This is a genomic window from Pseudomonas sp. S49 (assembly GCF_009866785.1).
Lineage (GTDB): Bacteria > Pseudomonadota > Gammaproteobacteria > Pseudomonadales > Pseudomonadaceae > Aquipseudomonas.
This window is the reverse complement of sequence record NZ_CP019432.1, coordinates 4,195,065-4,221,927: the sequence shown is the minus strand read 5'-3', so window position 1 is coordinate 4,221,927 and position 26,863 is coordinate 4,195,065. Positions and strand designations below refer to the sequence as shown.

Annotated in this window: 28 protein-coding genes and 1 pseudogene; 13 read left to right on the top strand and 16 right to left on the bottom strand. The window is 59.1% G+C overall.

Annotated elements, in window-relative coordinates; translation table 11 throughout:
• The gene (gene serS / locus PspS49_RS18565; RefSeq protein WP_160040960.1) at window positions 1-1,281 is read left to right on the top strand and encodes a serine--tRNA ligase; all 1,281 of its coding nucleotides are present in this window, start codon (window positions 1-3) and stop codon (window positions 1,279-1,281) included.
• Window positions 1,282-2,676 carry a siroheme synthase CysG gene (cysG, locus tag PspS49_RS18560; protein WP_127928925.1) on the top strand — a complete coding sequence of 465 codons (1,395 nt, stop codon included), beginning with the start codon at window positions 1,282-1,284 and terminating at the stop codon, window positions 2,674-2,676. It begins immediately after the preceding gene.
• 116 nt (window positions 2,677-2,792) lie between these two features.
• Here the strand turns inward: cysG and PspS49_RS18555 are convergent, their stop codons facing one another.
• The 8 genes from PspS49_RS18555 to PspS49_RS18520 all read right to left on the bottom strand — a co-directional run bounded on the left by PspS49_RS18555 (window position 2,793) and on the right by PspS49_RS18520 (window position 7,467).
• The gene (locus PspS49_RS18555) at window positions 2,793-3,794 is read right to left on the bottom strand and encodes a glutathione S-transferase family protein (protein ID WP_127928923.1); all 1,002 of its coding nucleotides are present in this window, start codon (window positions 3,792-3,794) and stop codon (window positions 2,793-2,795) included.
• Between the two features lie 91 nt (window positions 3,795-3,885).
• Complete coding sequence (locus PspS49_RS18550) at window positions 3,886-4,887, bottom strand: glycosyl transferase family protein (protein ID WP_160040958.1); 1,002 nt, start codon at window positions 4,885-4,887, stop codon at window positions 3,886-3,888.
• Complete coding sequence (locus tag PspS49_RS18545) at window positions 4,884-5,219, bottom strand: TusE/DsrC/DsvC family sulfur relay protein (RefSeq protein ID WP_150775033.1); 336 nt, start codon at window positions 5,217-5,219, stop codon at window positions 4,884-4,886. Before PspS49_RS18545 ends, PspS49_RS18550 begins: the two co-directional genes overlap by 4 nt.
• Complete coding sequence (tusB, locus tag PspS49_RS18540) at window positions 5,216-5,509, bottom strand: sulfurtransferase complex subunit TusB (RefSeq protein WP_160040956.1); 294 nt, start codon at window positions 5,507-5,509, stop codon at window positions 5,216-5,218. The genes PspS49_RS18545 and tusB overlap by 4 nt, the downstream gene beginning before the upstream one ends.
• Window positions 5,509-5,865: a sulfurtransferase complex subunit TusC gene (gene tusC, locus PspS49_RS18535; protein WP_160040954.1), complete on the bottom strand. Its 357-nt coding sequence runs from the start codon at window positions 5,863-5,865 to the stop codon at window positions 5,509-5,511. The genes tusB and tusC overlap by 1 nt, the downstream gene beginning before the upstream one ends.
• A gap of 1 nt (window position 5,866) precedes the next feature.
• Window positions 5,867-6,259: a sulfurtransferase complex subunit TusD gene (tusD, locus tag PspS49_RS18530; protein ID WP_150751082.1), complete on the bottom strand. Its 393-nt coding sequence runs from the start codon at window positions 6,257-6,259 to the stop codon at window positions 5,867-5,869.
• Between the two features lie 148 nt (window positions 6,260-6,407).
• Window positions 6,408-7,112: a YoaK family protein gene (locus PspS49_RS18525; protein ID WP_150751081.1), complete on the bottom strand. Its 705-nt coding sequence runs from the start codon at window positions 7,110-7,112 to the stop codon at window positions 6,408-6,410.
• Between the two features lie 25 nt (window positions 7,113-7,137).
• Complete coding sequence (locus PspS49_RS18520; RefSeq protein ID WP_160040952.1) at window positions 7,138-7,467, bottom strand: DUF6388 family protein; 330 nt, start codon at window positions 7,465-7,467, stop codon at window positions 7,138-7,140.
• Window positions 7,468-7,601: 134 nt separating this feature from the next.
• Between PspS49_RS18520 and PspS49_RS18515 the strand changes: the two genes are divergently transcribed.
• Window positions 7,602-7,952 carry a hypothetical protein gene (locus tag PspS49_RS18515; RefSeq protein ID WP_127928908.1) on the top strand — a complete coding sequence of 117 codons (351 nt, stop codon included), beginning with the start codon at window positions 7,602-7,604 and terminating at the stop codon, window positions 7,950-7,952.
• A gap of 117 nt (window positions 7,953-8,069) precedes the next feature.
• Here PspS49_RS18515 and PspS49_RS18510 read toward each other — a convergent pair whose 3' ends face one another.
• Window positions 8,070-8,495 carry a GNAT family N-acetyltransferase gene (locus PspS49_RS18510; RefSeq protein ID WP_007908103.1) on the bottom strand — a complete coding sequence of 142 codons (426 nt, stop codon included), beginning with the start codon at window positions 8,493-8,495 and terminating at the stop codon, window positions 8,070-8,072.
• Between the two features lie 148 nt (window positions 8,496-8,643).
• On the opposite strand from PspS49_RS18510, the gene PspS49_RS18505 reads away from it, so the two are divergent.
• The 3 genes and pseudogenes from PspS49_RS18505 to PspS49_RS18495 form a co-directional block, all read left to right on the top strand.
• Window positions 8,644-9,081, top strand: a complete 438-nt coding sequence (locus tag PspS49_RS18505; RefSeq protein WP_150751080.1) for a hemerythrin domain-containing protein — start codon at window positions 8,644-8,646, stop codon at window positions 9,079-9,081.
• A 221-nt stretch (window positions 9,082-9,302) separates the two neighbouring features.
• Window positions 9,303-9,938, top strand: a complete 636-nt coding sequence (locus PspS49_RS18500) for a lytic polysaccharide monooxygenase auxiliary activity family 9 protein (protein WP_150775037.1) — start codon at window positions 9,303-9,305, stop codon at window positions 9,936-9,938.
• 43 nt (window positions 9,939-9,981) lie between these two features.
• A pseudogene (locus PspS49_RS18495) lies at window positions 9,982-10,983 on the top strand (chitinase); the annotation flags it as partial.
• A gap of 126 nt (window positions 10,984-11,109) precedes the next feature.
• Here PspS49_RS18495 and PspS49_RS18490 read toward each other — a convergent pair.
• Window positions 11,110-11,529 (bottom strand): hypothetical protein, encoded by a 420-nt coding sequence (locus PspS49_RS18490; RefSeq protein WP_150751077.1) that lies wholly within the window; start codon window positions 11,527-11,529, stop codon window positions 11,110-11,112.
• Window positions 11,526-16,304, bottom strand: a complete 4,779-nt coding sequence (locus tag PspS49_RS18485) for an RHS repeat-associated core domain-containing protein (protein ID WP_160040948.1) — start codon at window positions 16,302-16,304, stop codon at window positions 11,526-11,528. The genes PspS49_RS18490 and PspS49_RS18485 overlap by 4 nt, the downstream gene beginning before the upstream one ends.
• Before the next feature lie 195 nt (window positions 16,305-16,499).
• Here PspS49_RS18485 and PspS49_RS18480 point away from each other — a divergent pair, with 195 nt between their 5' ends.
• Window positions 16,500-17,087: an NUDIX domain-containing protein gene (locus PspS49_RS18480; protein WP_160040946.1), complete on the top strand. Its 588-nt coding sequence runs from the start codon at window positions 16,500-16,502 to the stop codon at window positions 17,085-17,087.
• Between the two features lie 98 nt (window positions 17,088-17,185).
• Here PspS49_RS18480 and PspS49_RS18475 read toward each other — a convergent pair whose 3' ends face one another.
• On the bottom strand, window positions 17,186-17,701 hold the full coding sequence (locus tag PspS49_RS18475; protein WP_127928896.1) for a methylated-DNA--[protein]-cysteine S-methyltransferase: 516 nt from the start codon (window positions 17,699-17,701) through the stop codon (window positions 17,186-17,188).
• Window positions 17,702-17,854: 153 nt separating this feature from the next.
• Between PspS49_RS18475 and ggt the strand changes: the two genes are divergently transcribed.
• From ggt to PspS49_RS18460, 3 genes are all read left to right on the top strand, one after another.
• Window positions 17,855-19,582, top strand: coding sequence for a gamma-glutamyltransferase (gene ggt / locus PspS49_RS18470; RefSeq protein WP_127928894.1), 1,728 nt, complete (start codon window positions 17,855-17,857; stop codon window positions 19,580-19,582).
• A gap of 66 nt (window positions 19,583-19,648) precedes the next feature.
• The gene (locus PspS49_RS18465) at window positions 19,649-20,182 is read left to right on the top strand and encodes a cysteine hydrolase family protein (protein WP_150775039.1); all 534 of its coding nucleotides are present in this window, start codon (window positions 19,649-19,651) and stop codon (window positions 20,180-20,182) included.
• Between the two features lie 166 nt (window positions 20,183-20,348).
• Complete coding sequence (locus PspS49_RS18460) at window positions 20,349-21,362, top strand: hypothetical protein (protein ID WP_160040944.1); 1,014 nt, start codon at window positions 20,349-20,351, stop codon at window positions 21,360-21,362.
• A gap of 19 nt (window positions 21,363-21,381) precedes the next feature.
• On the opposite strand, the gene PspS49_RS18455 is transcribed toward PspS49_RS18460, so the two are convergent.
• The gene (locus PspS49_RS18455) at window positions 21,382-22,026 is read right to left on the bottom strand and encodes a TetR/AcrR family transcriptional regulator (RefSeq protein WP_160040942.1); all 645 of its coding nucleotides are present in this window, start codon (window positions 22,024-22,026) and stop codon (window positions 21,382-21,384) included.
• 142 nt (window positions 22,027-22,168) lie between these two features.
• On the opposite strand from PspS49_RS18455, the gene PspS49_RS18450 reads away from it, so the two are divergent.
• Both PspS49_RS18450 and PspS49_RS18445 read left to right on the top strand, forming a co-directional pair.
• Window positions 22,169-22,627: a GNAT family N-acetyltransferase gene (locus tag PspS49_RS18450; RefSeq protein ID WP_160040940.1), complete on the top strand. Its 459-nt coding sequence runs from the start codon at window positions 22,169-22,171 to the stop codon at window positions 22,625-22,627.
• 127 nt (window positions 22,628-22,754) lie between these two features.
• Window positions 22,755-23,390 carry a hypothetical protein gene (locus PspS49_RS18445; RefSeq protein ID WP_127928884.1) on the top strand — a complete coding sequence of 212 codons (636 nt, stop codon included), beginning with the start codon at window positions 22,755-22,757 and terminating at the stop codon, window positions 23,388-23,390.
• A 40-nt stretch (window positions 23,391-23,430) separates the two neighbouring features.
• On the opposite strand, the gene PspS49_RS18440 is transcribed toward PspS49_RS18445, so the two are convergent.
• Both PspS49_RS18440 and PspS49_RS18435 read right to left on the bottom strand, forming a co-directional pair.
• Entirely contained in the window at window positions 23,431-23,976 is a 546-nt protein-coding gene (locus PspS49_RS18440) for a hypothetical protein (protein WP_007908120.1), read from the bottom strand.
• A gap of 53 nt (window positions 23,977-24,029) precedes the next feature.
• Window positions 24,030-24,347 carry a hypothetical protein gene (locus tag PspS49_RS18435; protein ID WP_127928882.1) on the bottom strand — a complete coding sequence of 106 codons (318 nt, stop codon included), beginning with the start codon at window positions 24,345-24,347 and terminating at the stop codon, window positions 24,030-24,032.
• 157 nt (window positions 24,348-24,504) lie between these two features.
• Between PspS49_RS18435 and PspS49_RS18430 the strand changes: the two genes are divergently transcribed.
• Window positions 24,505-25,950 carry a SulP family inorganic anion transporter gene (locus tag PspS49_RS18430; protein ID WP_160040938.1) on the top strand — a complete coding sequence of 482 codons (1,446 nt, stop codon included), beginning with the start codon at window positions 24,505-24,507 and terminating at the stop codon, window positions 25,948-25,950.
• A 287-nt stretch (window positions 25,951-26,237) separates the two neighbouring features.
• Here the strand turns inward: PspS49_RS18430 and PspS49_RS18425 are convergent, their stop codons facing one another.
• Window positions 26,238-26,750, bottom strand: coding sequence for a carboxymuconolactone decarboxylase family protein (locus PspS49_RS18425; protein ID WP_150750776.1), 513 nt, complete (start codon window positions 26,748-26,750; stop codon window positions 26,238-26,240).
• Window positions 26,751-26,863: the final 113 nt, after the last annotated feature.

Here is a 26,863-nt window from a genome sequence, read left to right as displayed (position 1 = left end):
ATGCTCGATTCCAAACTGTTACGTAGCAACCTTCAGGACGTAGCGGACCGCCTGGCTTCCCGTGGCTTTGCCCTGGATACCGCGCGCATCGAAGCGCTGGAAGAACAGCGCAAGACCGTCCAGACCCGCACCGAAGCACTGCAGGCTGAGCGTAACGCGCGTTCCAAATCCATCGGTCAGGCCAAGCAGCGCGGCGAAGACATCGCGCCGTTGATGGCGGACGTCGAGCGCATGGCGGGCGAACTGAGCGCCGGTAAAGTCGAACTGGACGCGATCCAGACCGAACTGGATTCGATCCTGCTCGGCATCCCGAACCTGCCACACGAATCCGTGCCGGTCGGCAAAGACGAAGACGACAACGTCGAAGTGCGCCGTTGGGGCACGCCGACTGCATTCGATTTCGAAGTGAAAGACCACGTGGCGCTGGGCGAGAAGTTCGGCTGGCTGGACTTTGAAACCGCCGCCAAACTGTCCGGCGCGCGTTTCGCCCTGTTGCGTGGCCCGATCGCCCGTCTGCACCGCGCACTGGCACAGTTCATGATCAACCTGCACGTCAACGAGCACGGCTACGAAGAGGCCTACACGCCTTATCTGGTTCAGGCCCCGGCGCTGCAAGGCACCGGTCAACTGCCGAAGTTCGAAGAAGACCTGTTCAAGATCGCTCGCGAAGGCGAAGCCGATCTGTACTTGATCCCGACTGCCGAAGTGTCGCTGACCAACATCGTTGCCGGCGAAATCGTCGACTCGAAACTGCTGCCGATCAAGTTCGTTGCCCATACTCCGTGCTTCCGCAGTGAAGCCGGCGCATCGGGTCGTGACACTCGCGGCATGATTCGTCAGCACCAGTTCGACAAGGTTGAAATGGTGCAGATCGTTGAACCGTCGAGCTCGATGGAAGCGCTGGAAGGCCTGACCGCCAACGCCGAAAAAGTCCTGCAACTGCTCGGCCTGCCTTACCGCACGCTGGCGCTGTGCACCGGCGACATGGGCTTCAGCGCAGTCAAGACTTATGACCTCGAAGTGTGGATCCCGAGCCAGGACAAGTACCGCGAAATCTCGTCGTGCTCGAACTGCGGCGACTTCCAGGCCCGTCGTATGCAAGCGCGTTTCCGCAACCCGGAAACCGGCAAGCCTGAGCTGGTGCACACCTTGAACGGTTCCGGTCTGGCGGTTGGCCGTACTCTGGTGGCCGTGCTGGAAAACTACCAGCAGGCCGACGGTTCGATCCGTGTGCCGGACGTGCTGAAGCCGTACATGGGTGGCCTTGAGGTCATCGGCTAAATGAAATATCTGCCGCTGTTTCACAACCTGCGCGGCAGTCGTGTGTTGGTCGTCGGTGGGGGGGAAATTGCCTTGCGCAAATCCCGCCTGCTGGCCGATGCCGGTGCGCTACTGCGGGTGGTCGCACCTGAAATCGAAACGCAACTGCGTGAACTGGTTACTGCCTCTGGCGGTGAATGCCTGTTGCGCGGTTACGTTGAGGCGGATCTTGACGGTTGCGGGCTGATCATTGCCGCCACCGACGATGAGACGCTGAACGCACAAGTTTCCACCGATGCTCACAAGCGCTGCGTGCCGGTCAACGTGGTCGATGCGCCTGCCTTGTGCAGCGTGATCTTCCCGGCGATCGTCGATCGCTCGCCGCTGATCATTGCCGTGTCCAGCGGCGGCGATGCGCCGGTGCTGGCGCGGTTGATTCGCGCCAAGATCGAAACCTGGATTCCGTCGACTTACGGTCAGTTGGCCGGACTCGCCGCGCGTTTCCGTAATCAGGTGAAAAGCCTGTTTCCGGATGTGCAGCAGCGTCGTGGCTTCTGGGAAGACGTGTTTCAGGGGCCGATTGCCGATCGCCAACTGGCCGGACAGGGCGCCGAGGCCGAGCGTCTGCTGCAAGCCAAGATCGATGGCGAAGCCATGGTCACGACTGGCGAGGTGTATCTGGTTGGCGCCGGTCCGGGCGATCCGGATCTGCTGACCTTCAAGGCTTTGCGCTTGATGCAGCAAGCCGACGTGGTGCTCTACGACCGTTTGGTTGCACCTGCGATTCTTGAGCTGTGTCGTCGTGATGCCGAGCGGGTCTACGTTGGCAAGCGTCGGTCTGATCACGCCGTGCCGCAGGATCAGATCAACCAGCAACTGGTCGATCTGGCCAAGGCCGGCAAGCGCGTGGTGCGGTTGAAGGGCGGCGATCCGTTCATCTTCGGCCGTGGCGGCGAAGAAATCGAAGAGCTGGCCGCTCATGGCATTCCCTTTCAGGTCGTGCCAGGTATCACAGCGGCCAGCGGTTGTGCGGCGTATGCCGGGATTCCGTTGACCCATCGTGATTACGCGCAGTCGGTGCGTTTTGTCACCGGGCATTTGAAGGACGGTTCCACCGATCTGCCATGGGCCGACCTTGTCGCCCCGGCGCAGACGCTGGTGTTCTATATGGGTCTGGTCGGCTTGCCGGTCATTTGCGAACAACTGATCAAACATGGTCGTTCAGCGGATACCCCGGCGGCGTTGATTCAGCAGGGTACGACGGTCAATCAGCGGGTCTTTACCGGCACGCTGGCCGATCTGCCACGATTGGTGGCGGAGCATGAAGTGCATGCGCCGACACTGGTGATCGTTGGTGAAGTGGTGCAACTGCGCGAGAAGCTGGCTTGGTTCGAAGGGGCTCAGGCGCAAGTCTGAAAACCGAGTCGCCCCATTCGCGAGCAGGCTCGCTCCCACATTGGATCTGTGTCGTGCACAAATCCCCTGTGGGAGCGAGCCTGCTCGCGAAGAGGTCTTCAAAAACGATGCAGATCTCAGCCCCGGCGCCAAACCCCTTTGCCGCTCAACCGCGCCCGATCATGGGCCGCGGTGAAATCCTGCTCCGGCCCCTTCGGCACAACCCCCGTCGGATTGATCGTCTTGTGACTGCCGTAGTAGTGATTCTTGATGTGCTGGAAATCCACCGTCTCGGCAATCCCCGGCAACTGATACACCTCACGAAGCCAGTTCGACAGATTCGGGTAATCGGCAATTCGCCGCAGGTTGCACTTGAAGTGCCCGTGATACACCGCGTCAAACCGAATCATTGTAGTGAACAAGCGGATATCGGCTTCGGTCAGGTACTCACCCGACAAGTAGCGATTGGCGCCCAGCACCCGCTCCAGATGATCCAGCTCGGCAAACACCTCATCGAACGCTTCTTCGTAAGCCTGTTGCGACGTAGCGAAACCAGCGCGGTACACGCCGTTGTTCACGGCCGGATAGATTCGATCGTTCAACGCGTCGATTTCAGCGCGTAAGGGCGCCGGGTAGAAATCCAGATCGTTGCCGGTCAGATTATCGAACGCGCTGTTGAACATGCGGATGATTTCCGCTGATTCATTGCTGACGATGCGCTTCAGTTTTTTGTCCCACAGCACCGGCACAGTAACGCGGCCGGTGTAATCGGCCGTGTCGGCGGTATAGCGCTGGTGCATGAAGTCGAAGCCGTCGAGCTTGTCGCCGGTTGAGCCGAGCGCCGTGTCGAAGGTCCAGCCGTTTTCCAGCATCAGCCAACTGACCACCGAAACGTCGATCAGACTTTCCAGACCTTTGAGCTTGCGTAGGATCAGCGTGCGGTGCGCCCACGGACAGGCTAGCGAAACGTAGAGGTGGTAGCGCCCGGCTTCAGCGGCAAAACCGCCTTCGCCGCTCGGGCCGGGCTGGCCATCGGCGGTGACCCAGTTACGGCGTTTGGCCTGTTCGCGCTGAAACGCGCCGTCCTTGCTGCTTTCGTACCACTTGTCCTGCCAGCGGCCATCGACGAGTAAACCCATGATCAAGACTCCGTAAACCAATATTCGTTGGAGCCGAGTCTATTCCGATGAGTTCGAACAAAAAGCGCAAAGATCGGGCGCGAATGATCGGTTAAATCGATTTGTTCCGCGCAGTCCAGTATTGCTCGGCGGTGGCGAAGGCTTGTTCGCGGGGTTGGCCGAGGCCGCGCAAGGCCAGGGCCATGGTCGCAATCAGGGCCATTTGCGGGTAACTGTCGACCACCTCACCACGCCACACGGCTTTCAGATGTTCAACGTCCAGGGTCGCCGGTTTGACGTGGCGTTGCGCCGACAATTGTGGCCATTCCTCGTCCCAGCTCTCGCCATCTGTGGTGCCGTAGAGGTGACTGTCGGCATCCGGGTTGATTTCGATTTCGCCGCCATCGCCCTTGACCACTATCGCCGTGTCGCCGAGCAGACCGCTGGCATCGCGATGCACCGCCTGATAGCCGGGGTGGAAGATGCTTTGCAGGCCGCAGCGTGCGCCCAGCGGATTGAGAATCCGCGCCAGGGAATGAATCGGCGAACGCAGGCCCAAGGTGTTGCGCAGGTCGATCATGTTCTGCAACTGAGGCGCCCAGTCCACCAGCGGCATGAATGCCAGTCCGCCGTTGTCCAGTGCTGTGCCGACCTGCTGCCATGTGCGGCACAACGGGATGTTCAACTCACCGAGCAGCTGCTCGCTGTACAGACGCCCGGCGGTATGAGCGCCGCCGCCGTGCATGAAGATGCGCACACCGTTCTGTGCCAGACACTTCGCCGCCAGCAGATACCACGGCAGATGGCGCTTCTTGCCGGCGTAAGTCGGCCAGTCCAGATCGACGTTCAACGTGGGTGCCTGCAAACGTGCGCGCAAGGCTTCGGTGAAGCCGGCCATTTCCTCGGCGCTTTCTTCCTTGTGTCGTAGCAACATCAGGAACGCGCCGAGCTGGGTGTCCTCAACCTTGTCGTCGAGCACCATGCCCATGGCTTCCCGGGCTTCTTCGCGCGTCAGGTCGCGAGCGCCACGTTTGCCTTTGCCGAGGATGCGCACGAACTGGGCGAAGGGATGCTCGGCGGGCGTTTCGAGAGTCAGCGCTGGAAAGTCGGTCATAAGCAATTCGTCGGTTTGGGCAGGCCCGCCAGTTTCGCGGCGAGTTTGGCAGGGGTGCCTTTGAACAGTCGGTTCAGGTGCAGGCTGTTGCCTTTGTCCGGGCCGAGTTTCAACGCGGTGTACTTGATCAGCGGCCGGGTGGCCGGGGACAGCTGGAATTCTTCGTAGAAGCTGCGCAGCAGTTCGAGGACTTCCCAGTGCTCGGGCGTCAACTCGATGTCTTCGGCGGCGGCGAGCGCACTGGCGACATCAGCCGACCAGTCACTCAGGTCGACGAGGAAGCCGTCCTTGTCCAGTTCGATGGCGCGGGCGCCGACGGTCATGGCCTTCATAACCAGCTGTTGACCTTGTCGTGATGGAGCGACAGCTCGACGAAGGCCGGGTAATCGATGGCTTCGGCCCAGTCCGGCACTTCGATGGCGCGCGCCTGTGCATCCTCGGCCAGAACGAACAATTTGATCTGGCGGCTTTGCAGTGCGCTAAACGGCGCAGTGCCCGCTTGCAACGCATAGACCGCGTCGCCGGACAGCAACAGAGCATCAGTACTGCCGATCAAGCGCAGGCAACTGGTCAGACGATCGTCGCCAAAAGGGGAATGAGACAACACATGCAAAGTCGACATCAGAGAGTGATCACCTGGTCGTAACGGTCAATAAGGGCGGTGATTTGCTCGGCGGTCAGCGGCTGTGCTTCGTCCAGCGACAAGTTGTCGAGACCGCGAGTGATGGCGCTCTCAGCGCAATAGAACAGCTCTTCTACACCAAACATCGGCAGCGCCTGCAGGTTGGCGCTGAGGTCTTTCTGCTGCAGGGCCTTGGCGTTTTGCCCGGCGCTGAGTTGCAGCACGCCGTCATCGAGAAACAGCAAACCGATCGGTAGATCAAAGGCGCCGCCGGCCAGCACGATGTCCAGTGCTTCGCGGGCGGCAGGGCCTGACCATGGCGATTGGCGGCTGATGATCAACAGGGACTTGGCCATCTCACGCACCTCCGAAGCAGATCAAGCGGTCAGCATCTTGCACTGCGTCATGCAACTGACCGAGGCCGGACAATTCCCACGGCGCGCTGACCGAAATCGCTTCACGCTGATAACGCTTGGCCTCTTCAGCGTTCAGCGCACCACGGCGCAGGGCGGCGGCGATACACACCACGCCATCCAGCTTCTGCTCGCTGATGAACGTGCGCCATTGTTTGGGCAGGTCCAGTTCGTCCTGCGGGGTGACTAGCGCATCCGAAGCGTTATAAACGCCGTCCTGATAGAAAAACAGCCGGACAATCTCATGCCCACCGGCCAGCGCAGCCTGCGCAAACAGCAGGGCGCGGCGCGAGGAGGGCGCATGGGCGGCGGAAAACAGCGCAATGGCGAACTTCATGATGGACTCGATCAGCAAAACTGCGGCCATGATAAAGCTTTATCGAAGCCGCCGCGAAACCCAAGTTGTACTCAGGCCCCTGTGGGAGCGAGCTTGCTCGCGAAAGCGGTGGGTCAGGCGATAAAAATATTGAATGTGCCGGCCTCAATTAACGCGGCATATAGCCCAGTTGCCAGCGTCGTGGAATTCTCAGGGAGAGAAGCCCAATCATCGCCGCCAGCACTCCGCTGACAAACATCGCCTTCAGTCCCAAATGATGTTCCAGCACCGCCCCCAGAATCGCGCCGATAAACATCCCGCTCCAGGGCACAAGTTGCACCCGCCAGCCGCTACGCCGCTCGCCGAGCATCCAGCGACCCAATCCACGGCCGAATCGCGACAATGCGCCAGTCACGTAAGTGAGCCCGACCGGCAAGCCGTTTACCTCTTCGACCGCCGCATTGAGCATGCCCATCGCAATAATCGCCGCCATCAGCGCCGGCAGTTGGGTGTCGAATGGCCAGACCGCTGCCGCGCACAGCAGGGTAGCGATACATAGCAGCAGCGGCAGCGCCCGGCGTCCACCCAAGCGCGCAACTACAACACCCAAAGCATTACCGACAACGAAAGTTGCGACGAGAATCACCAGACGCACGGTCAGCCCGACATCGCCATCACTGATCGCCACAGCGAGTCGAGTGGTGTTGCCGCTCATGAACGAGACGAAGTCGCCGCTGGCCATAAAGCCGATGGCGTCGGTCATTCCGGCCAGTACCGAGAGGCTGGCCACCAGTGCCAGACCCACCCGCCCGCGCCACTTCTGCGTGTGCAGATGGCCGGGGCTGGCGCGGTGAGTCGAGGCGGATGGCAGCATGAGTGGCGGTGTCCTTTCGCGGTGGTTACGGTTCTATGCCATACAGATCGCAATATTCCAGCCAATCCATACCGGCCATTTCTGCGACTTCACGGTGAACTTCCAGACGCTGCGCCTGATACTCCTCAGGCGAATCAGCGGTCAGTTGCAAGGTCAACTCCCAGGCGAACAGACCGAGACTTTCCGCCTCGGCCTCAAACGCTTCATGCAGTCGTTCTTCACGATACTGCGCCTGCGTTTCGCCTTTGGCCTGGGCCAGCAACGGGTTGAGGTGGTCGAGGGTATCGCGCAGTTCGGGACGCGCGTCGAGAAACACTTTCAGGGCATGTTCATGTCGCTGGTCGGTAGGCGCCATGTGTTTTCCTTGTGAGGCTGATGACCTTAGGTTGCCGCAGCGGCCTGCGCGTGTCGCGCTATAAATGCAGTAAAGCAGAACGATTTCTGCTGCTGAGGTGATACAGTCCGCTTTTTTCTGAATGAGCGAATGCAATGCGAATTCTGATGGTAGCGCTGGCGGCGACGCTGCTGGCCGGTTGCGCAGGCTCGGTGATGGACGATGCTCGCACCAAAACCCCCTATAAAGTACTGACTTCGGACAAAGCCGAAAAAGTCGTGGCGCAGTGTGTGCAGTTCGGCTGGCAGGACGAGGCGGTGTTCGGCGTCGATGCGGCGGCGTATCTGGAACCGCGCAAATCGGGCGGTACGACGGTGTATACCCGTTCGGCGGAGTCGTTTGTCGACGTGATCACTGAAGCTTCGGGCACGACGCTGAATTACTACGCGCAGAAGGATGACTTTGTCGCCAAGCGCCGGTTGGCGGCTTTAGCGACCTGCCTCTGATCATGCGTTGACGCGGCTGCCACCTTCGTCGGAACGCCGCCCGGAGCAGGCTCGCTCCCACATTTCGCAATGCGTTCCAATGTGGGAGCGAGCCTGCTCGCGAAGGGGCCGCAACATTCAACCAATCAGTCGCTTCTGGAAGAAATGCCGCTTATGCCCCAAGGGGTAATCCAGAATCTCTCCGCATTCGCTGAATCCAAGCTTCTTGTAAAACTCCGGAGCCTGGAAGGAGAAGGTGTCGAGCCAGATGCCAACGCAGTCTTTTTCCCGTGCCAGATCTTCCGCCCTCTGCATCAACTGCGAGCCGATACCTTTGCCGCGACCCTGTTCCGGCACGGCCAATAACTCAATGAACAGCCAACGATAGAACGTGTGGGCATACAAACCTCCGAGGATCGCGTCGTGTTCATCACGCACTAACAGAGCGATCGGCTCGAAGGTCGACGGTCCGGCGTTGGCAACGTTGTGCGCACGCAGCGGCGCGAGGATGGCTGTGCGTTCTTCTTCGGTCGGGTTTTGTGACAGCTCGATGCGCAGGTTCATGCATGACTTCCTTGTGGTTTGAATTTGCAGCCTATCCTGCCCCGAAGCCATCTTCCAAGCCCTTCTTCAACCCGGTGGAACTGCCGCTCTCGCGTCGGGGTCTAGCCTTTACAGCGTCATTCCAGCACGCGGTTGATGAGGATCCCCCATGAATATTTTCGAAGCCCTTCGCGAAAGCCATGACCGCCAGCGTAGCTACGCCAAAACCCTGATCGAAACCAGCGGCGATACGCCGGAACGGGTCGAAGCTTACAAACAGCTCAAGGCAGAACTCCAGGCTCATGAAACTGCTGAAGAGCGCCATTTCTACATTCCGCTGATGGAGCTTGATGACGGTGTCGATCTGAGCCGCCATGCCATCGCTGAACACCATGAAATGGACGAGATGATGGAAGAACTCGACGAGACCGAGATGTCCAGTCCGGCGTGGTTGGCAACCGCGAAGAAGCTGTCGGACAAGGTTCATCATCATTTAAAGGAAGAAGAGCAGAAGTTCTTCCAGATGGCCGGAAAATTGCTCAACGAGAAACAGAAAGTACAACTCGCCGGGCAGTACGAAAAGGAGTTCAAGGCACAGTTGCCGTGAGTACTGAATGGCAGTTTTTGCAGCATTGGCGTGTAATCTTTTGTCGTCATCTCGGGTGGGCGTTATCGTAATTGACTGTATATACATCCAGTATTTTCAGTGTTTTTACGTCTTGAGGCCGTCGACTGCGACAAAACCGCCGATGGACAAAAAATCCGTCTCCGTTAGCTTGAAGGCCTCTCCTCGGAAAGGAGAGTTCTTAAATCAACGGAGTGAAAAACATGAATCAACCACACGCACAAACCCAACTGCGACACGGTCGTGTCATCTCCCCTGCGAGCCGCGGTGCGGTGGCGATCGAGCAAGGATTGCTCGGCGCCTGGCAGGTCAACGAAATGGAAGGCGGGAAGAATTTCCCGGCACTGGCAGCGGGGCCGTTTCCGGCCCCTTACCAGAGCGACTCGGACAGTGTCACGCCACCGGCCGACGGCTACATTCTCAGCGGCGGCAAGAACGATGCCCGCGATTGCGTGAACTTCACCAATGAAGAAATGAGCAAGAAACTCGCTCGCCCGTTCACCTGGCCGCTGCTCAATGTCACGCCGGGGCAGACCCTCGAAATCAAATGGGAATACACCGCGCCGCACACCACCCGCGGCTACCGCTGGCTGATCACCAAGGATGGCTGGGACCCGAAACAACGCATCAGCCGCGCGCAACTGGAAGCGCAACCGTTTTTCGAGGACTTCTACACTCAGGTGCCTTATTACAGCTATCCGAATGAGCTGAAGGCCAAGGTCAATCACGCGGTGAAACTGCCAGCCAACAAAAAGGGCCATCACGTGATCGTGCTGATGTGGATCGTTGCCAACACCGGTAACGCCTTCTATCAGGCCTTCGACGTCGACTTCAAATAACGGCGCTGCGTCGTCAAATCCACACGTTCTGAAGGATTAGAACATGTCAAATATCGACTTTTCTTTAATGCAAAACCCGGCGAGCGATGCCGCTTCGCTGATGCCGAGCATTGCCGGCAAAAAGATCCTCATGGGCTTCTGGCACAACTGGCCAGCGGGGGCGAGCGATGGTTATCGCCAGGGCCGCTTTGCCAGCCTCTCGCTGGAGGAAGTGCCCAAGGAGTACAACGTCGTTGCAGTGGCCTTCATGAAGGGCAGCGGCATTCCGACCTTCAAGCCGTTCAACGTGTCCGATGCCGAGTTCCGCCGCCAGGTCGGCGTGCTCAACAGTCAGGGTCGGGCCGTGCTGATTTCCCTCGGCGGTGCCGATGCGCACATCGAATTGCGCAGCGGTCAGGAAGAGCCGCTGGCCAACGAAATCATCCGTCTGGTGGAAACCTATGGCTTCGATGGACTGGACATCGATCTTGAACAGAGCGCGATTGATTTCGCTGCCAACAAGACCGTCCTGCCGGCCGCGCTGAAACGGGTCAAGGATCACTACGCAGGCCAGGGCAAACACTTCATCATCAGCATGGCCCCGGAGTTCCCGTATCTGACCAGTACCGGCAACTACGTGAGCTACCTGCAGGCACTGGAAGGCTACTACGACTTTATCGCCCCGCAGTTCTACAATCAGGGCGGTGACGGGGTATGGGTGCCGGAAGCCAACAACGGCGCGGGTGCGTGGATTGCGCAGAACAACGATGCGCTGAAGGAGGATTTCCTTTACTACCTGACCGAAAGTCTGGTGACCGGCACTCGCGGCTTCACGCGGATCCCGGCGGACAAGTTCGTCATCGGCCTACCGGCCAACAACGATGCGGCGGCCACCGGTTATGTGATCGACAAGACCGTGGTCGGTAACGTTCTTAAGCGTCTGGCTATCAAGGGGCTGCCGATCAAAGGCTTGATGACCTGGTCGGTGAACTGGGACAACGGCACCAGCAAGGATGGCGTGCCGTATAGCTGGGAGTTCAGCCTGCGTTATGGGCCGTTGATTCACGGGGTCTCTTTCACCGGGCAGGCTGTCGATGACACGCGCTCACTCATCGCTCGGTAGTTGCAAATAAAGAAGCCCGGTAGCGCTGCCGGGCTTTTTTGTTGGTTTGGAATGCGTGTGGGTATGTTTTTATTCGGTTTTAACCAGGACATAAAGATTGTCATTGATCGACATCTTTTCGATTCTGTTTAAATAGATAAGCTCTTTGAATTCTTTTTCGAGTGTTTTCTTGTCGCAGTATTTTTCATATGTAAGCGGCCTGTCCGAAGCGTAAATGTAAAGGCGCCATACGTCAAAGCCGTCGATTCTGCTGTTCGAGCCGTAATCGAAGTCCACTGATTCTGATGGGAAATGAATGGCGCACCCTACGCCGTGCAGTTCATATTGAATTTCATCAGTTATTTCACCGCAGCGTTCGATTTGCTTGCTCCGCCAGAGTCTTAAAATATTCCGAGTGCCAAATTTTTTTAGTAGTAGTTCTGTTCCACTTTCAACTTTTGAAAGAAAGTCAGTTATTAGGTCTTCAAGATTTTTATCGACTGTTTTCATCTTCTTCTGTGATGCTCCAATCGGTCGTATCCGACATTGTTAGCTGATTCAATGACTTCTTCGATCGTATTAAGTTGTCCTTTATGCTCTCTGATATTTGTGATCAATTTTATAGTTATTGGCGTTGCTGTTTGTTTTGCAGCTGCTGCACGGTGATGTCCATCTAGAATATAGAAGGTGCCCTGATGTTCTGCTACGTCTATGGGGTAGCTGACATCGTAGCCATCCGCTCGCATTTGATCCCTTATTTTTTCGACGTCTTTAGTTGATTTTTTTCCCATAATTGCATGCGTTCGCTTCACTGAATGTGGGTCAATGCCATGGATTAAGTCCGGTAATTGTGGTTCACCCTCATCAACCTTGGCCCCGTCAATCCCACCCGGCACCTCACACCCAGGTTTATTCGGCGGTGGGCAGTTGGAGTTCAACCCCAACGGATCCACCCATCCCGTCGGATTCGGCACGTACTGGTACTGGTTCAGCCCACCCGCCAACTTGATCGGATCCGGCGTCAGATATCGCCCCAGCCTCGGGTCGTAATACCGGTGGCGGTTGTAATGCAGGCCGCTTTCGCCGTCGAAGTACTGCCCCTGAAAACGCAGCGGCTGGTTCAGGTAGTCGTCACCGGCCAGGCTCAGTGCGGCGACTTTGCCGTAGGCGTCGTATTGCGCGGACCAGACGATGTCGCCGCTGTAGTCGGTGAGTTCCTGCGGGGTGCCGAGGTGGTCGAGTTGGTAGTAGAACGGGCAGGCCTTTTTCGGGCCTTTGCCGTCGAGCAGCGCGAGGGGGCGGAAGGTGCCGGGTTCGTAGACGTAGCTGCGGTATTCGCTTTCGCTGCTTTCGGCGACGAGGTGGTCGCCTTGCCAGAAGAACTCGGTGGTGGCGTCGCCGACGGTTTTGCGGATGCGCCGGCCGAAGGCGTCGTATTGGTAGGACGCGGTCTGGCCGTCCGGACGGGTCAGGCCGATCAGGCGGTGCTGGCAGTCGTAGCGGTATTCGGTGACGAGTGTCTGCGCGCGGCCGCGGCGTTCGCGGATCAGGTTGCCGAAGGCGTCGTAGTCGTTATGACGGTCGCCCTGCATGAGCAAGCGATTGCCCTGGATCTGGCTCGGGCCGGGGCGGTCCTGCATCAGCAGGTTACCGGCCGGGTCGTGGGCGAAGGATTCCGGCAGTTCGTCGCGTGAGTGGCGTACGCGGATCAGCCGGTCGAGGGCGTCGTAACCGTAGGTGCGTTGGCCGTGGCGGCTGTCGGCAATGTGCGCGAGATTGCCGTTGGCGCTGTAGGCATAATCGCGGCGGTACAGCGAATCGCGTTGATGACCTACGGCGTGGGCGAGTAATCGTCCTTGATCGTCGTAGGAGTATTCGCTGAGTAGCAGGCCCTGCTGGCGTTGCAGTTCGCGACCGGACTTATAGACGTGACGGGTCAGCGGCGCGCCGTTGAGATCGATGTCGGTCAGCGCGCCGCCCTTGGCGTGGCGGTAATCGAGAATGCTGTTGTCCGGTAGGCGCATGCGTTTGAGCTGGCCGCAGGCGTCGTAGCGGTAACGCAGGGTGCCCCAGCCCTGATGCTCGGTGATCAAGCGGTCCTGGCGGTCGTACTCGAAGGCCAGCGGGTGTTGCTGGCCGTCATCAACACCGATCAGTCGGCCGAGACGGTCGTATTGATAAACAACCTTGAGGCCGTCGGGCAGGGTTTTGACCAGAAGACGTCCGGCCGCATCGCGCTCATAAGCGGTGAGCAGACAAGAGCCGTCATCACCGAACTCGGTCTTCTCCAGCAGATGCCCGTTGAGGTCGTAGGCGTACGCCGTGCGCCGGCCGTCAAAACCGCTTTCCTGACGAATCAGCCCGGTCGGCGTGTAATCCAGCCGGTATTTTTCCCCGGACTCGTTTTCGATCTCGGTGAGCAGTAGCTGCGCATGGTCGTAGCGGTATTGCACCCGCGTGCCGTCGGGGTTGATCCGCCGCGAGACCAGGTGCAGATCGTCGTCGTATTCGTAACGAGTGATGCGCCCCAGTTCATCCCGTTCGGCAGTGACCTGATCGTAGGCGCCGTAGCTGTAGGCGCGGGTGCTGCCGGTAGGAAAAGTCGTCTGAATCAGTCGGCCAACGGCGTCCCAATGCTGACGAGTGACTGCACCGTGTTCGTCGGCGGTTGTGGTCCGCCGACCCAGTGCGTCGTAGGAAAAACGCCGCACGCCACCGTCGGGCAGGGTTTCTTCGGTCAACTGGCCGAGGGCATTCCAGACCAGCCGATGCCGGCTGCTGTCCGGGTAGCGGATCGACAGCAACTGACCCCGGGTGTCGTAGTAGTAATGGGTGACCTGACCGTCGGGGTCGACCGCCTCGGTGACATCGCCCTCGGCATTGCGCCGGTAGATCCACACCGCATCGCCGCGCGAACGCCGAAACAGGAAACCGTTGCGATACTCGTAGGACGTGGGCGCCTCATCCGGCGGAATCAGCGCGATCAGCCGTCCGACCTCGTCGTAGCGGTATTCGGTGACCGCGCCCAAGGCATCCTGCTCGGCAATCAAACGCCCCGAGGAGTCATAAGCCTTGAGCTGTTCGCCACCGTCCGCCGAGACTTTACGCACCAGCCGCGCACGCTCGTCGTGGACGTACGTTTCTTCAGTGCCATCGACGTAATGCACCGCCACGCTGCCGTCGTCATTCCAGACGTAACGGGTGTCCATCTGCGAAAACGACGCCCAGTGACGCACGCAACGCGCGGCTTTCCCCGACCGCTCCCACTCCCAGAAAAAACTCGCGCCGCCGGCCAGTTGCCGCTGCAGGATTACGTGAGCGTCGTCGTAGTCGTAACGCTCGCTGTCACCGACGGCGTTGCTGGCCTCGATCAGGTGTTGATAAGCGTCGTAGCGGTAGCTGACCAGCGCCTGTTCGGTGCTCCAGGCACCGTCGCGAAACACTTGGTAATCAACACCGAGCAACTGCGCGCGGTCATACCGCAACAGCAGCGAGCGCCCGGCGCCGTTGTCCAGGCGCTGCACCCGGTCAGATCGATCGCGCTGCACTGTCAGACGATTGCCATAGGCATCGCTGATCGCTGTCAGCCGTCCTGCACGAAAGTGATAAAACCGCGCCGCGTCCCCGGCCAGTGCGAGGATCAGCTCTTCCGGTTCATCGCCCAGGAAAATCGCCGCCCGCGACAGGCTGTTGTGAATCGCCGGGCGCGAAACGCCAGGAAGCGGAAACCGTGTTCGACGGTTTTCATGGTCGACCCAGACAACAAAGTCACCCTCAAACGCGAGCCGATGCGCCAGCGAGTGACTCCAGCCAAACCCCAGCCCGACATCGATCTCAGCGGCACTAGAGCGATACAACCGCGTGAACTCAAACGGCAACACGCCATCAAGCACCCCATCAGTCAGGGTCAGCAGTTCTTCGCCAGTGACCATCGACACCGGACAACCGTTGGTGCAGGTGCGCGGCACGCAATCGGCGCTGTCGCCGTTGGGGTTTTTCGCCTGATCCGACGAGTCGTCATGCGGCTCATGCCGCTCGATCCGGCTCGAACCGCCAGACTTGTCCCGCACAACAGGCGCCGGATTCGGCACCGTCAACACCAGCGAGTCGGCCTGACGAATGTTCAGCGGTATCGCCGGTGTCGGTTTCAACTCAACGTCGCGCACATTGAGCATCAGCGGTTTCAAAACGCTGGCGTGCCGCGTCAGATCCGCCGAGGACGTCAGTTCGGCCAAGCGCAAAGCCGAAGCCGCCAACCACTCCCGAGCGCGTGGTGACTTGACCTTCGCCAGCACTTTGCTGCTCAGGCGCACCGGCACGCCGACGCCACCTGACAACCCCATCAACAGAAAGCTGATCAGCAGTTCGACCCGCACCTCGGCCACCACTTCAGCCAGATACTGCGGCGGTAGCATCTTCAGCCAACTGGTAAACGCGGCCAGATGAATAAACAGAAGAGGTTCGTCACTGAGGATCAACAAGCCGTTGGCAATGGCGTCGCTGGAGCCATTCAATAACGCCTCAAGCTCGGCCTCGCTGAGGTATTCCAGCAATTTTTCGCTGTTGGCCTGCAGATCGGCGAGCAGGGCGAATACCTGCTTGATGTCATCCCAAACACCATTAAGTGCTTTCTCGAATCCACGCCAGTCGGCCTGTTGCAACTGACCGTAACGCTGAAGAAACCCGGCGCTGGAAAACTCCGTCCACTGGGGTTGAAACCCTGCCCACTCAGCGCGCAGCCAGCCTTCCAGGCCTGCAATGACACTTTCATAAGAGGCATACAGCGCACGCACATGGTCGGTGGACACATCGGGAAAGAAGGTGATGCGATAACGCTGGCCCCGATCGCAGTCGGTCACCTGCAGAATGCCGCTGGGGCCGATGGTGTGATGCAGCGGTTCGCCGAAAGTCAGCACGCCACCGACATCGGCAAGCACCGGTTCGAGCGTCACCGGCGTATCGCCGATCGGCACGAACCGCGCGGCCTCGAACATATGCACCAGCGTCAACGCTCCGCTGGCCGGGCACATGACCACCGATGAACTGAGCGGTTGACGCGACTTGATCGGCGCGCTGAGGCGCACGTCGTTGCCGACAGTGAACACCTGCTCGATATCCAGCGCGGTGCCTGTCCAGAACTGCTCTGCCCAGGCCTCGTAGTTGTTCAGACACAGGCGGAACTCGTAGATCAGGTTGTCAAAATCCGGCTCATCGGGATTCAAAGCAGCAACGACGAGCAGGCCGATGCTGTTGTTCAGGGCCAGCAGCCGATCGGTTGGAAGCATTCGCAGTCTCTCGCGCACATCAAAAAGGTGCGCGGACTTTGCGGGGGATCAAACAGGAAAGAAGTCGGGCGAGTAGGTGATGTATGTAGGATGTTTCGACATAGTTTGTGGGGCGGTATACGGTTTCATTTTTTCGTTCACAAAAATGGGCTTTTACCTACCCGGGAGCCTTCAATGACAAAAGGATCAGACGTCATGTCCAACACAGCCGAGCGGGTCAACATCGTCGACACTCAGGTGTTGTCCCATGACTGGTATTTGCTGAAGAAAATCACCTTCGATTATCACCGCAACAATGGCGAGTGGCAGCGTCAGACCCGTGAGGTCTACGACCGCGGCAATGGCGCTGCGATTCTGTTGTTCAACCGCGAGCAGCGCACGGTGGTGCTGACCCGGCAGTTCCGTTTACCGGTGTTCGTTAATGGTCATGATGGTTTGCTGATTGAGGTGGCGGCCGGGTTGCTCGAAGGCGCGGCGCCGGAGCAACGGATTCGCGATGAAGCTGAGGAGGAAACCGGTTATCGCGTGCACGATGTGAAGAAGGTGTTCGAGGCCTACATGAGTCCCGGTTCGGTGACCGAGAAGCTGCATTTTTTCATTGCCGAATACGACGCTGCATCGAAGGTCAGCGACGGTGGCGGTCTGGAAGAAGAAACCGAAGAACTGGAAGTGCTGGAGTGGAGCTTCGACGAAGCGTTGGCAGCGTTTCAGCGCGGTGAGATCTGCGACGCCAAGACCATCATGCTGTTGCAGTATGCGGCGATGAATAACTTGTTTAACTGATAAATCAAAAGATCGCAGCCTTCGGCAGCTCCTACAGGAAAATGCATTCCAAGGTAGGAGCTGCCGAAGGCTGCGATCTCTTGATTCGTATTAACTGACTAAAACAAATCCCCGGTTTTGCCAATCTGCAACCAGTCGCCACCTTCAAGGGTCAGCAAGCGCTCTTTCGCCTCCAGCCCACCGGCAAACCCGGTCAGCTTCCCCGAGGCGCCGATCACCCGATGACACGGCGCGACGATGGAAATCGGGTTGCGTCCGTTGGCGGCTCCCACTGCCCGCACGGCGCTGGGGTTGCCGATCTGTTCGGCAATCTGGCTGTAGGTCCGCGTCTCGCCAAATGGAATGGTCAGCAGCGCCGCCCAGACCTTTTTCTGAAAGTCGGTGCCAGCGAAATCCAGTTCCAGATCAAAACAGTCACGCGTCCCGGAAAAATATTCTTCAAGTTGTCGAGCCGTTCGAATCAGGATCGGAGTGTCGGGTGCCTCGCTCATCGGTCCGAGGCGCACGCGGTTCGGTTTGTCGTTTTCCCAGAGGATGGCCGCCAGTCGTGAGCCGTTCGCGACCAGCTTCAGCTCACCGACGGGCGAGGGCAGGGTGATGAACGTATAGGGCATGACGGCAGACTCCGGATCAGGACAGCAACAGTGCCCAGCATACTGCCTGATCGGGGAGGCGCAATACGCAAAGCCGACCATACTGCTTGATGCTCTTGAAGCGTTCCGCCTCTGTTTTGCACAGACCCTGAAAACAAAAAAAGAGATCGACTCATGAAGTACGAACCTTTGGCCAAATCGCTGATAGCGACCTCACTGGCACTCAGCTGTCTCATGGCTCACGCGGCGTCAGTCGCACCGGTTGCCGCCGAAAACGGCATGGTGGTCACCGCGCAACATCTGGCCACCCATGTGGGTGTCGACGTACTGAAAAGTGGCGGTAATGCCGTCGATGCGGCAGTCGCCGTGGGTTACGCGCTGGCGGTGGTGTATCCCGCAGCAGGCAACCTCGGCGGTGGCGGCTTCATGACCATTCAACTGGCGGACGGGCGCAAGACCTTCCTCGATTTCCGCGAAAAAGCGCCGCTGGCGGCCACCGCGAACATGTACCTCGACAAGGAAGGCAACGTCATTCCCGACTTGAGCACCCGTGGCCATTTGGCGGTGGGTGTGCCCGGCACGGTCTCTGGCATGGAACTGGCGCTGAGCAAATACGGGACCAAGCCGCGCAAGGAGATGATTGCCCCGGCGATCAAACTGGCGGAAGACGGCTTTGCGCTGGAGCAGGGTGACGTCGAGTTGCTGGAGTACGCCACCGACGTGTTCAAGAAGGACATGCGCGATTCCGGCGCGATCTTCCTGCACAACGGCGAGCCGATGCAGGTCGGGCAGAAACTGGTGCAGAAGGACCTCGGCAAAACCCTGCGGAGCATTTCCGATAAAGGCGCCGACGGCTTCTATAAAGGCTGGGTCGCCGATGCCATCGTGACCTCCAGTCAGGCCAACAAAGGCATCATCACTCAGGCCGACCTCGACAAATACAAGACCCGCGAACTGGCGCCGGTGGAGTGTGACTACCGTGGTTATCATGTGGTCTCGGCGCCACCGCCAAGCTCCGGCGGCGTGGTGATCTGCCAGATCATGAACATCCTCGAAGGCTATCCGATGAAGGATCTGGGCTTCCATTCGGCTCAGGGTATGCACTATCAGATTGAAGCGATGCGCCACGCCTATGTCGATCGCAACAGCTACCTCGGCGATCCGGATTTCGTCAAAAACCCGATCGAACACCTGCTGGACAAGAACTACGCGACCAAACTGCGCGACGCTATCCAACCGAACAAGGCCGGCGTGTCGGCTGAACTCAAGCCCGGCGTAGCGCCCCATGAAGGCAGCAACACCACCCACTATTCGATCGTCGACAAGTGGGGCAATGCCGTGTCGGTGACTTACACCCTCAACGACTGGTTCGGCGCGGGCGTGATGGCGAGCAAGACCGGGGTAATCCTCAACGATGAAATGGACGACTTCACCTCCAAGGTCGGCGTGCCGAACATGTACGGTCTGGTGCAGGGCGAAGCCAATGCGATAGCGCCGGGCAAGGCACCGCTGTCATCGATGAGCCCGACCATCGTCACCAAGGACGGCAAAGTGGTGATGGTGGTCGGTACGCCGGGTGGCAGCCGCATTATCACGGCGACTTTGCTGACCATGCTCAACGTCATCGACTACGGCATGGGCCTTCAGGAAGCGGTCGATGCGCCACGCTTCCATCAGCAGTGGATGCCGGAGGAAACCAACCTCGAGGACTTCGCCGCCAGCCCCGATACGCGCAAGATTCTCGAGAGCTGGGGCCACAAGTTCGCCGGCCCGCAGGACGCCAACCACATCGCCGCGATTCTGGTGGGGGCACCTTCGCTGGGCGGTAAGCCCGTTGGCAAAAACCGTTTCTACGGCGCCAATGATCCGCGCCGCAACACCGGCTTGTCACTGGGTTACTGAGGGGCGTAAAAAGGGGGCGGGCTCACGTCCGCCCCTGTCTCAAGGACTGATCAAGGAAGGCTCATCATGACCACCGCATTACTGATCATCGACGTCCAGCGCGCCCTCTGCTCGGGCGAATATCAGTGCCATGACATTCACCGGGTGATCGACACCATCAACGGTCTCAGCACCCGGGCGCGCAAGTCAGGTGTGCCAGTGGTGCTGATCCAGCATGAAGAAAAGGACAGCCCGTTGGCCCTTGGCGCCGAAGGCTGGCAACTGGCCGAAGGGCTTGAGACATCGCCTGAGGACTTGCGCGTACGCAAGACCACGCCGGATTCGTTCTACCAGACAGACTTGCGCAAACTGCTGCCGAGCGAAGATTTCGAAAAACTGGTCATCTGTGGTCTGCAAACCGATTACTGCATCAACGCCACCGTGCGTCAGGCCCATCAACTGGGTTATGACGTGGTGCTTGTGGCCGACGCGCATTCCACGGTCGACAACGGCAACATGAGCGCCGAAGACATCATCGCCGAACACAACAAGGATCTGGCGCACCTGACCGGCTCCGTGGCGCGGATCGACGTCATACCCGCAGCCGACATCACGTTCTGACAACCCACACAAAACCTGTAGGAGTGAGCCTGCTCGCGATAGCAGTGTGTCAGTTGGCGCAGCATCGTCTGACAGAACGCTATCGCGAGCAGGCTCACTCCTACAGTGGGGATTTCCGGCAGCAGCACTGGCATACTGCGCGCCGTCCGAAGAATGGAATCTCTCGATGTTCGCCATCTCCCTGCGTCATGCCTTGGTGCTGATGTCCGTTGCGTTTGCCTCTGTTACCCAAGCCAGCAGTTTCGATTGCGCCACGGCCAACAGCAAAACTGAAAAAGCCATTTGTGGTGACCCGCAGATTTCGCTGCTCGACGAGACGCTGGGCAAGCTGTGGCATTCGACATTGGCTAATGTCCCCGATGCCCAAGCTCTCAAGACGGACCAGCGGCAGTGGCTGAAAAATCGCAACGCCTGTGGTGAGCAGACGGCCTGTTTGCGCCGCCAGTACCTGATGCGCCTGACCGAACTTGAACACGCCACCCAGCCCTTCAGTTGGGACGCGACCTGGCAGCTTGTTCCGCCGGGGACTTCAACCTCGGCGACGGTGATAACCCAGCGCCGCGATGCTACGCACATCAGCATCGACATTACGGCAGCTGAGGGCGCCAACTCCGGTGATCTGGATGGCATCGCCACACTCAAGGACGGTAAGGCCGTTTACTCGGAAGACGAGTGCACCCTGTCGTTCACTCCCATCAACGGTGTGCTGGATATTTCGCTCGTGGGCGCAGGCGGATATTGCAGTGCCGGATTGGGCGTCTACTACACCGGTCGTTTTGTCGCCTCGCAGCAACCGCTGATGCTGGATTACGACATGCTCAGCCTGGGCCTGGCGCAAACACCGGAAGAGAACCAGGCACTGCACACCTTGCTCAAAGGTGATTATCAGACACTGGTGGAAAAGTCCGGCTCCCTGATGACGGGTGAGCCAGGCACCGATGTGCCGGGCAGTCAGGTCTGGGAGATGTGGATGCGCGGCCTCGGCGGTACCGGCGTCGTGATGCGGTCAACCGCTGGCCATTTCTGGGTGCTGCTGGTGACCTGTGACAGTACCGGCCACTCGCGTCTGCGCTATTACACTAATGCTGCGAAATGGAAAAAACGTCTACCCGACGCCTTGCACGACTGGAACGAGCGCATGAAAGATCATCTGGAACTCCCCGTAGACTTCATGCCCTGATCTGCGCAGCAGCCCTCCCTCAAGTCGCAAACAAAACCCCACGAATCTCGCCGACTCGCGGCGCTACGACCACGCCCTCCAGCACCATCCGCGTGATCGTCTGCGCCGCCGTTTGATAGTCCTCATCCTGCGGCACTTCAAGCCCCATGATCCGGCCCATCTGCCAGCCAATATTGGTGTACGTACGCGTCGCTGACCAAATGAACAGCATCAAATGTTCCGGATCCACCGGCGCGAGCAAACCGCGCTCGATCCAGCTGCGCAGGCATTCAACATTGCGCCGCGCTTCGGCCTGCAACAGATCTCGGCACTCGTCGGGCAACTGTCGACCGCCCAGCAGCAATTCGCCGCTGAACACCTTGGCAATCGCCGGATGCTCGCGGGCAATCCGAATCCGCGCGGCAATGTAGGCGCGCAGCCCCGTCAGCGGATCATCGCTTTCACGCAGCGCCGCTGAGGCTTCCAGCAGCGGTTCGACAAAACCCAGCAGTACTTTGCCGTAGAGGTTTTCCTTGGTCTGGAAGTAGTAATACAGATTGGCCTTGGGCACCCCGGCACGTGCCGCGATGTCGCGAGTCTGGGTGGCGTCGAAACCGTTGGCGGCGAATTTTTCGCTGGCGGCGGCGAGGATCAACTGCTCGTTGCGTACGCGGATGGCACTCATGGACACACAGGTTGGCTGGACGGCATGGAAAGGTTCTGGCGATTTCGGTTTCGCAATATACAAAACTATATAGCGAGGAGGCCAGCATACTCGAAGGGCAGCGCTATGCTGTTTCGATCATTGATTGGAACGGAGCGGGCGTATGACTCTTCAGGCCGTGCGAGCCGACGCGACACATCTGGATGCGGTGGCGGCGTTATTCGACGCTTATCGAGGTTTTTACCAGCAGCCGGCGAACCTTGTGCAATCGCGAACCTTCATCGCTGAACGCATGGCTGCCAGCGAATCGGCGATTTTTCTTGCTCAGGATGAACACGGTGAAGCGCTGGGTTTCGTGCAGCTGTATCCGACATTCTCGTCCATCGATGCCCACCGCACCTGGCTGCTCAGCGACCTGTTCACTGCACCCGCCGCCCGTGGGCGCGGGGTTGGCCGACTGTTGATGAACACTGCGCGTGACTTTGCCTTGGCAACCGGTGCCAAGGGCCTGGTGCTGGAAACCGCCACGGACAACTTCAAGGCGCAAGGCTTGTACGAATCCCTCGGTTACGTACGCGACAGCGGGTATTACACCTACATCCTCGACTTGCGGCAGGGCTGAGCAATTTTTTTGCCGATTTCGCCAATTCAGGCTTTCGCTGGAAGGCCTCTCTCTCTAGAATCCGCCCGGCCTTCGCAATGAAGGCTCAATGCCATCATTTGGTCGTGTACACATAGGGACGGACATCATGCAATTCGGGAAAATTCTGGCGCTGGGGCTGGTACTTGCGCTGGGCGGTTGTGCCAGTTTCACCAAAGACGAAGTGGCGCCGGTGACCATGCCGTCGATGGCCAGCTACGCCAACAAGCCAAACGTCTACGTCGATTTCGATTTCTATCAGGGCGAGCCGAAAAGTGGTTCCGCCGTGGAAGTGCCGCAGGCACGTGATCAACTGAAACCACAGCTGCAAAAAATCCTCACTGACTCGGGCCTGTTCGGCCGTGTCACTCTGGACGAGTTCCAGAAGCAGCCGGGCGACTACAGCCTGCGTCTGAAAATGTACAACCATCCGCCGAATGCAGGCTCCATGGTGCTGGCCTTCATCAGCGGCTTCAGCATGATGGTAATCCCGGCGTACGGCACCGATCAGTACACCTTGAGCCTGGAAGGCTTGGATGGCCAAGGTCAGGCCCTGACCACCGCGAGCAACCACGATGCGATCGGCACCTGGATCGGCATCTGGTTCATTCCGCTGATGGCCAACACGCCTAAAGACGCGGTGAATGACACCTTTACCCGTCAGGTCAACGCGTTGCTCAAGCAAATGGTTGATAACAAAAACCTGAAGTACTCGGCGCTCGAAACCGGTATTCCACGGGTTTGAAGCGAAAAAAAAGAGCCGCAATCGCGGCTCTTTTTTGCCCTTACTTCAGGGCCTGAATGAACTGTGGATCGCTGTACAGTTCCTTCAGCAGGTCACGCACCATCGGGTTGTAAGCGTTGACCGCGTTCGGGATCGCAATGAAACCGAAGAAGCTGCTGCTCCACTGGCTGCTGACATTCTTGGTCGCGTCGTACACCACATCGTTGCCATTGAGCAGGGTGAAGCGAGCAGCCAGTTTGCCGTCGCCCGTGCCCATGCCGGCGGACAGTTCGTTCTTCACCACCAGCACTTTCAACTGACGCTGAGCCTGCGGATCGAGCAGACCGGCCTTGCGCAGTTCTTCGGTGATCGCGTCCTGAATGTGCGCCGGGATGCTGCCAGACGGTGAGCGAACCGGATTGGCACGCACCACCAGCGAACCTTCACCGGATTCGGCGGTAACCTGAGGGTTGCTGATCGCATGCAGCGGCGGGGTTTGCTTGAGCTTCTGAACGTTCTCGAAACTCGGCTCGTAGCGGGTCATGGTCATGCCACACCCTTGCAGCAGCAGAGCCAGCATCGGGATCAACAACAGCGACTTCTTCACGGCAGTTCCTTGCGTGGGAATAGAGGAGGGCGCGAATTATGGGCAGAGTGCCATCATTGAGCAACCTCGTTCGTCGGCGCTTTGAGCAATTGCTCGATCTGCGCCAATTCCCAGGTACTGAGCAGGCTCACCGGGTCGGTGCCAAAACGCTGCCAGCGCTCTAGCGAGCCTTCTTGTCCATCGTCGCTGCGGGCGTGTTCACAGTGATGTAATCGCCCCCCGGCAAAATCCAGCAGCAGGCGCCAGCCGTCGATATCGACTGTGACCAGCCCAGTCTCGGCAGGTGCTTCGCAGACTGTGAACGCGAGCACACCGAGCGCCGCTTCACGCAAACGCTGGCACACTTCGCGGGACGTCAGAAATGCAGACATGTCGAACTCGATGAATACAGGAGCGCGCCAGCATAAAGCCCGAGCCGACAGGTGTCAGCGTTCACTGGCTCGATCCGGAACAATTCCGTAACATCCGCAACCCTCTTTTCCCCGAACACCCGCGGCCGCGCTCGTCGGCCGCTCAGTCAGGTAAGCCATGAAACCGATTCGTCTGCGCGCCGATGTCCTGGCCGGACTCACCACCTCGTTTGCCCTGTTGCCCGAATGCATTGCGTTCGCGCTGGTGGCGCACCTCAATCCGCTCATGGGCTTGTACGGCGCTTTCATCATCTGCACGCTGACGGCGTTGTTCGGCGGCCGGCCGGGCATGGTCTCCGGCGCGGCGGGTTCGATGGCGGTGGTCATCGTCGCGTTGGTGGTGCAGCACGGTGTGCAGTATTTGCTGGCGACGGTGTTGCTCGGCGGTTTGATCATGATGGCGTTCGGACTGCTGCGCCTGGGCAAACTGGTGCGCATGGTGCCGCACCCGGTGATGCTCGGTTTCGTCAACGGCCTGGCGATCATCATTGCCCTGGCGCAACTGGAGCATTTCAAGAGCGGCGAAGACTGGCTCAGCGGTACGCCGCTGTACCTGATGGCCGGGCTGGTGCTGCTGACCATGGCCATCGTCTACATTCTGCCGCGTCTGACAAAAACGGTGCCGCCGGCACTGGTGGCGATCCTCGGCGTCGGCCTGCTGGTCTATCTGTTCGGCCTGCCGACCCGCACCCTTGGCGACATGGCGCACATCGCCGGTGGCTTGCCGACCTTCGCTTTGCCGGACATCCCGTGGAATTTCGAAACCCTGCGCATCATTGCGCCTTACGCGATTCTGATGGCGCTGGTCGGTCTGCTGGAAACCCTGCTGACGTTGAACCTCACCGATGAAATCACTGAAACCCGTGGCTACCCGGATCGCGAGTGCGTGGCGCTCGGTGCGGCGAATATGGTCTCGGGTGCGTTCGGCGGCATGGGCGGTTGCGCGATGATCGGCCAGACCGTGATCAACCTCAGTTCCGGCGGGCGTGGGCGTTTGTCCGGTGTGGTCGCTGGGGTGCTGATTCTGTTGTTCATTCTGTTCCTGTCGCCGCTGATCGAGCGTATTCCGCTGGCGGCGCTGGTCGGTGTGATGTTTGTGGTGTCGCAGCAGACTTTTGCCTGGGCGTCGTTGCGGGTGGTGAACAAAGTGCCGCTCAACGATGTGCTGGTGATCATCGCTGTGACCACTATTACGGTGTTCACTGATCTGGCCACTGCGGTGCTGTGCGGCATCATTATCGCCGCGCTTAACTTTGCCTGGCAGCAGGCCCGTGAGCTGTATGCCGATGAGCATCTGGAGGCTGACGGCAGCAAGCTTTATCGTCTGCATGGCACGTTGTTTTTTGCCTCGACTGCGCCGTTTCTCAATCAGTTCGATCCGGCCAATGATCCGGCTCGGGTGACTTTGGATTGTCGGCATTTGAGTTTTGTTGATTATTCGGCGATTGCTGCTTTGAAGACTTTGCGCGAGCGCTATGCCAAGGCGGGTAAGCATTTGCAGGTGTTTCATTTGTCTGAGCGGTGCAAGAAGTTGTTGAAGCGGGCGGGTGAGGAGCATCACTGATTATCTGGCTGACCGGGTACATATCCGTTGCTGCGGTCACGGCGGCTTAGGGTTTCGCCCTTACGGCCCACTCAGCCTTCCGACGTCGCCCGTGGATCAAGATCAAGAGCGGCAGCCGAGCTAACGCTCATCCTGTTGAGTGGGGCGGCTTTGCCGCGGGGGTTGTACGCACGTTAAAACTGTGGGAGCGAGCCTGCTCGCGATAGCGGTGTGTCACTCAAAGATGCTTTGAATGACACACCGCTATCGCGAGCAGGTCAGCTCCAACAGGTTTTGTGTGGCCGGACTCAGATGGCGGGGAAGTCAATATCGGTCAGCGCCGCGTTGTTCAGGTAGTTGGTCAGGCTCTGCACGGCCACCAGTGCAATCACTTCAATGATCTTCACGTCGTCGATGCCGGCAGTGCGGGCGGCGGCGATCTGTGCATCGCTCAAATGGCCGCGACTTTCGGTCAGCTGACGGGCGAGGGTGGCGTAGGCGTTGAGTTCGCCTTGGCGGGCGGCGACGATGTCCTGTGCCGAGAGCCCGGCCTTGCCGGCAAACAAGGTGTGGGCCGCCAGGCAGTAGTCGCAACCGTTGACCTGGGAGGTGGCGAGGTACACCGCTTCTTTTTCCTGGGCGCTCAGCGAGGTTTTGCCGAGGATCGCCGAGGCTTGCACGTAGGTTTCGAGGGCCACCGGCGCTTTGGCCAGGGTGGTGAAGACGTTGGGCAGGAAACCGATTTTCTTTTTCACGCCTTCCAGCACAGGGCGGGTGGCGTCGGTGGCGGTTTCGAGGCTGATTGCGTGGATGCGGCTCATGGTGATTCTCCGAAAGTCCGGTGCGTAGTGCGCCGGGGATGGAGGCCATGTTATTGAGCGAGGCTGGTGGATTGGCGGCAAATCGTCGAGGATATGCGGCAGATCGTCCAGAT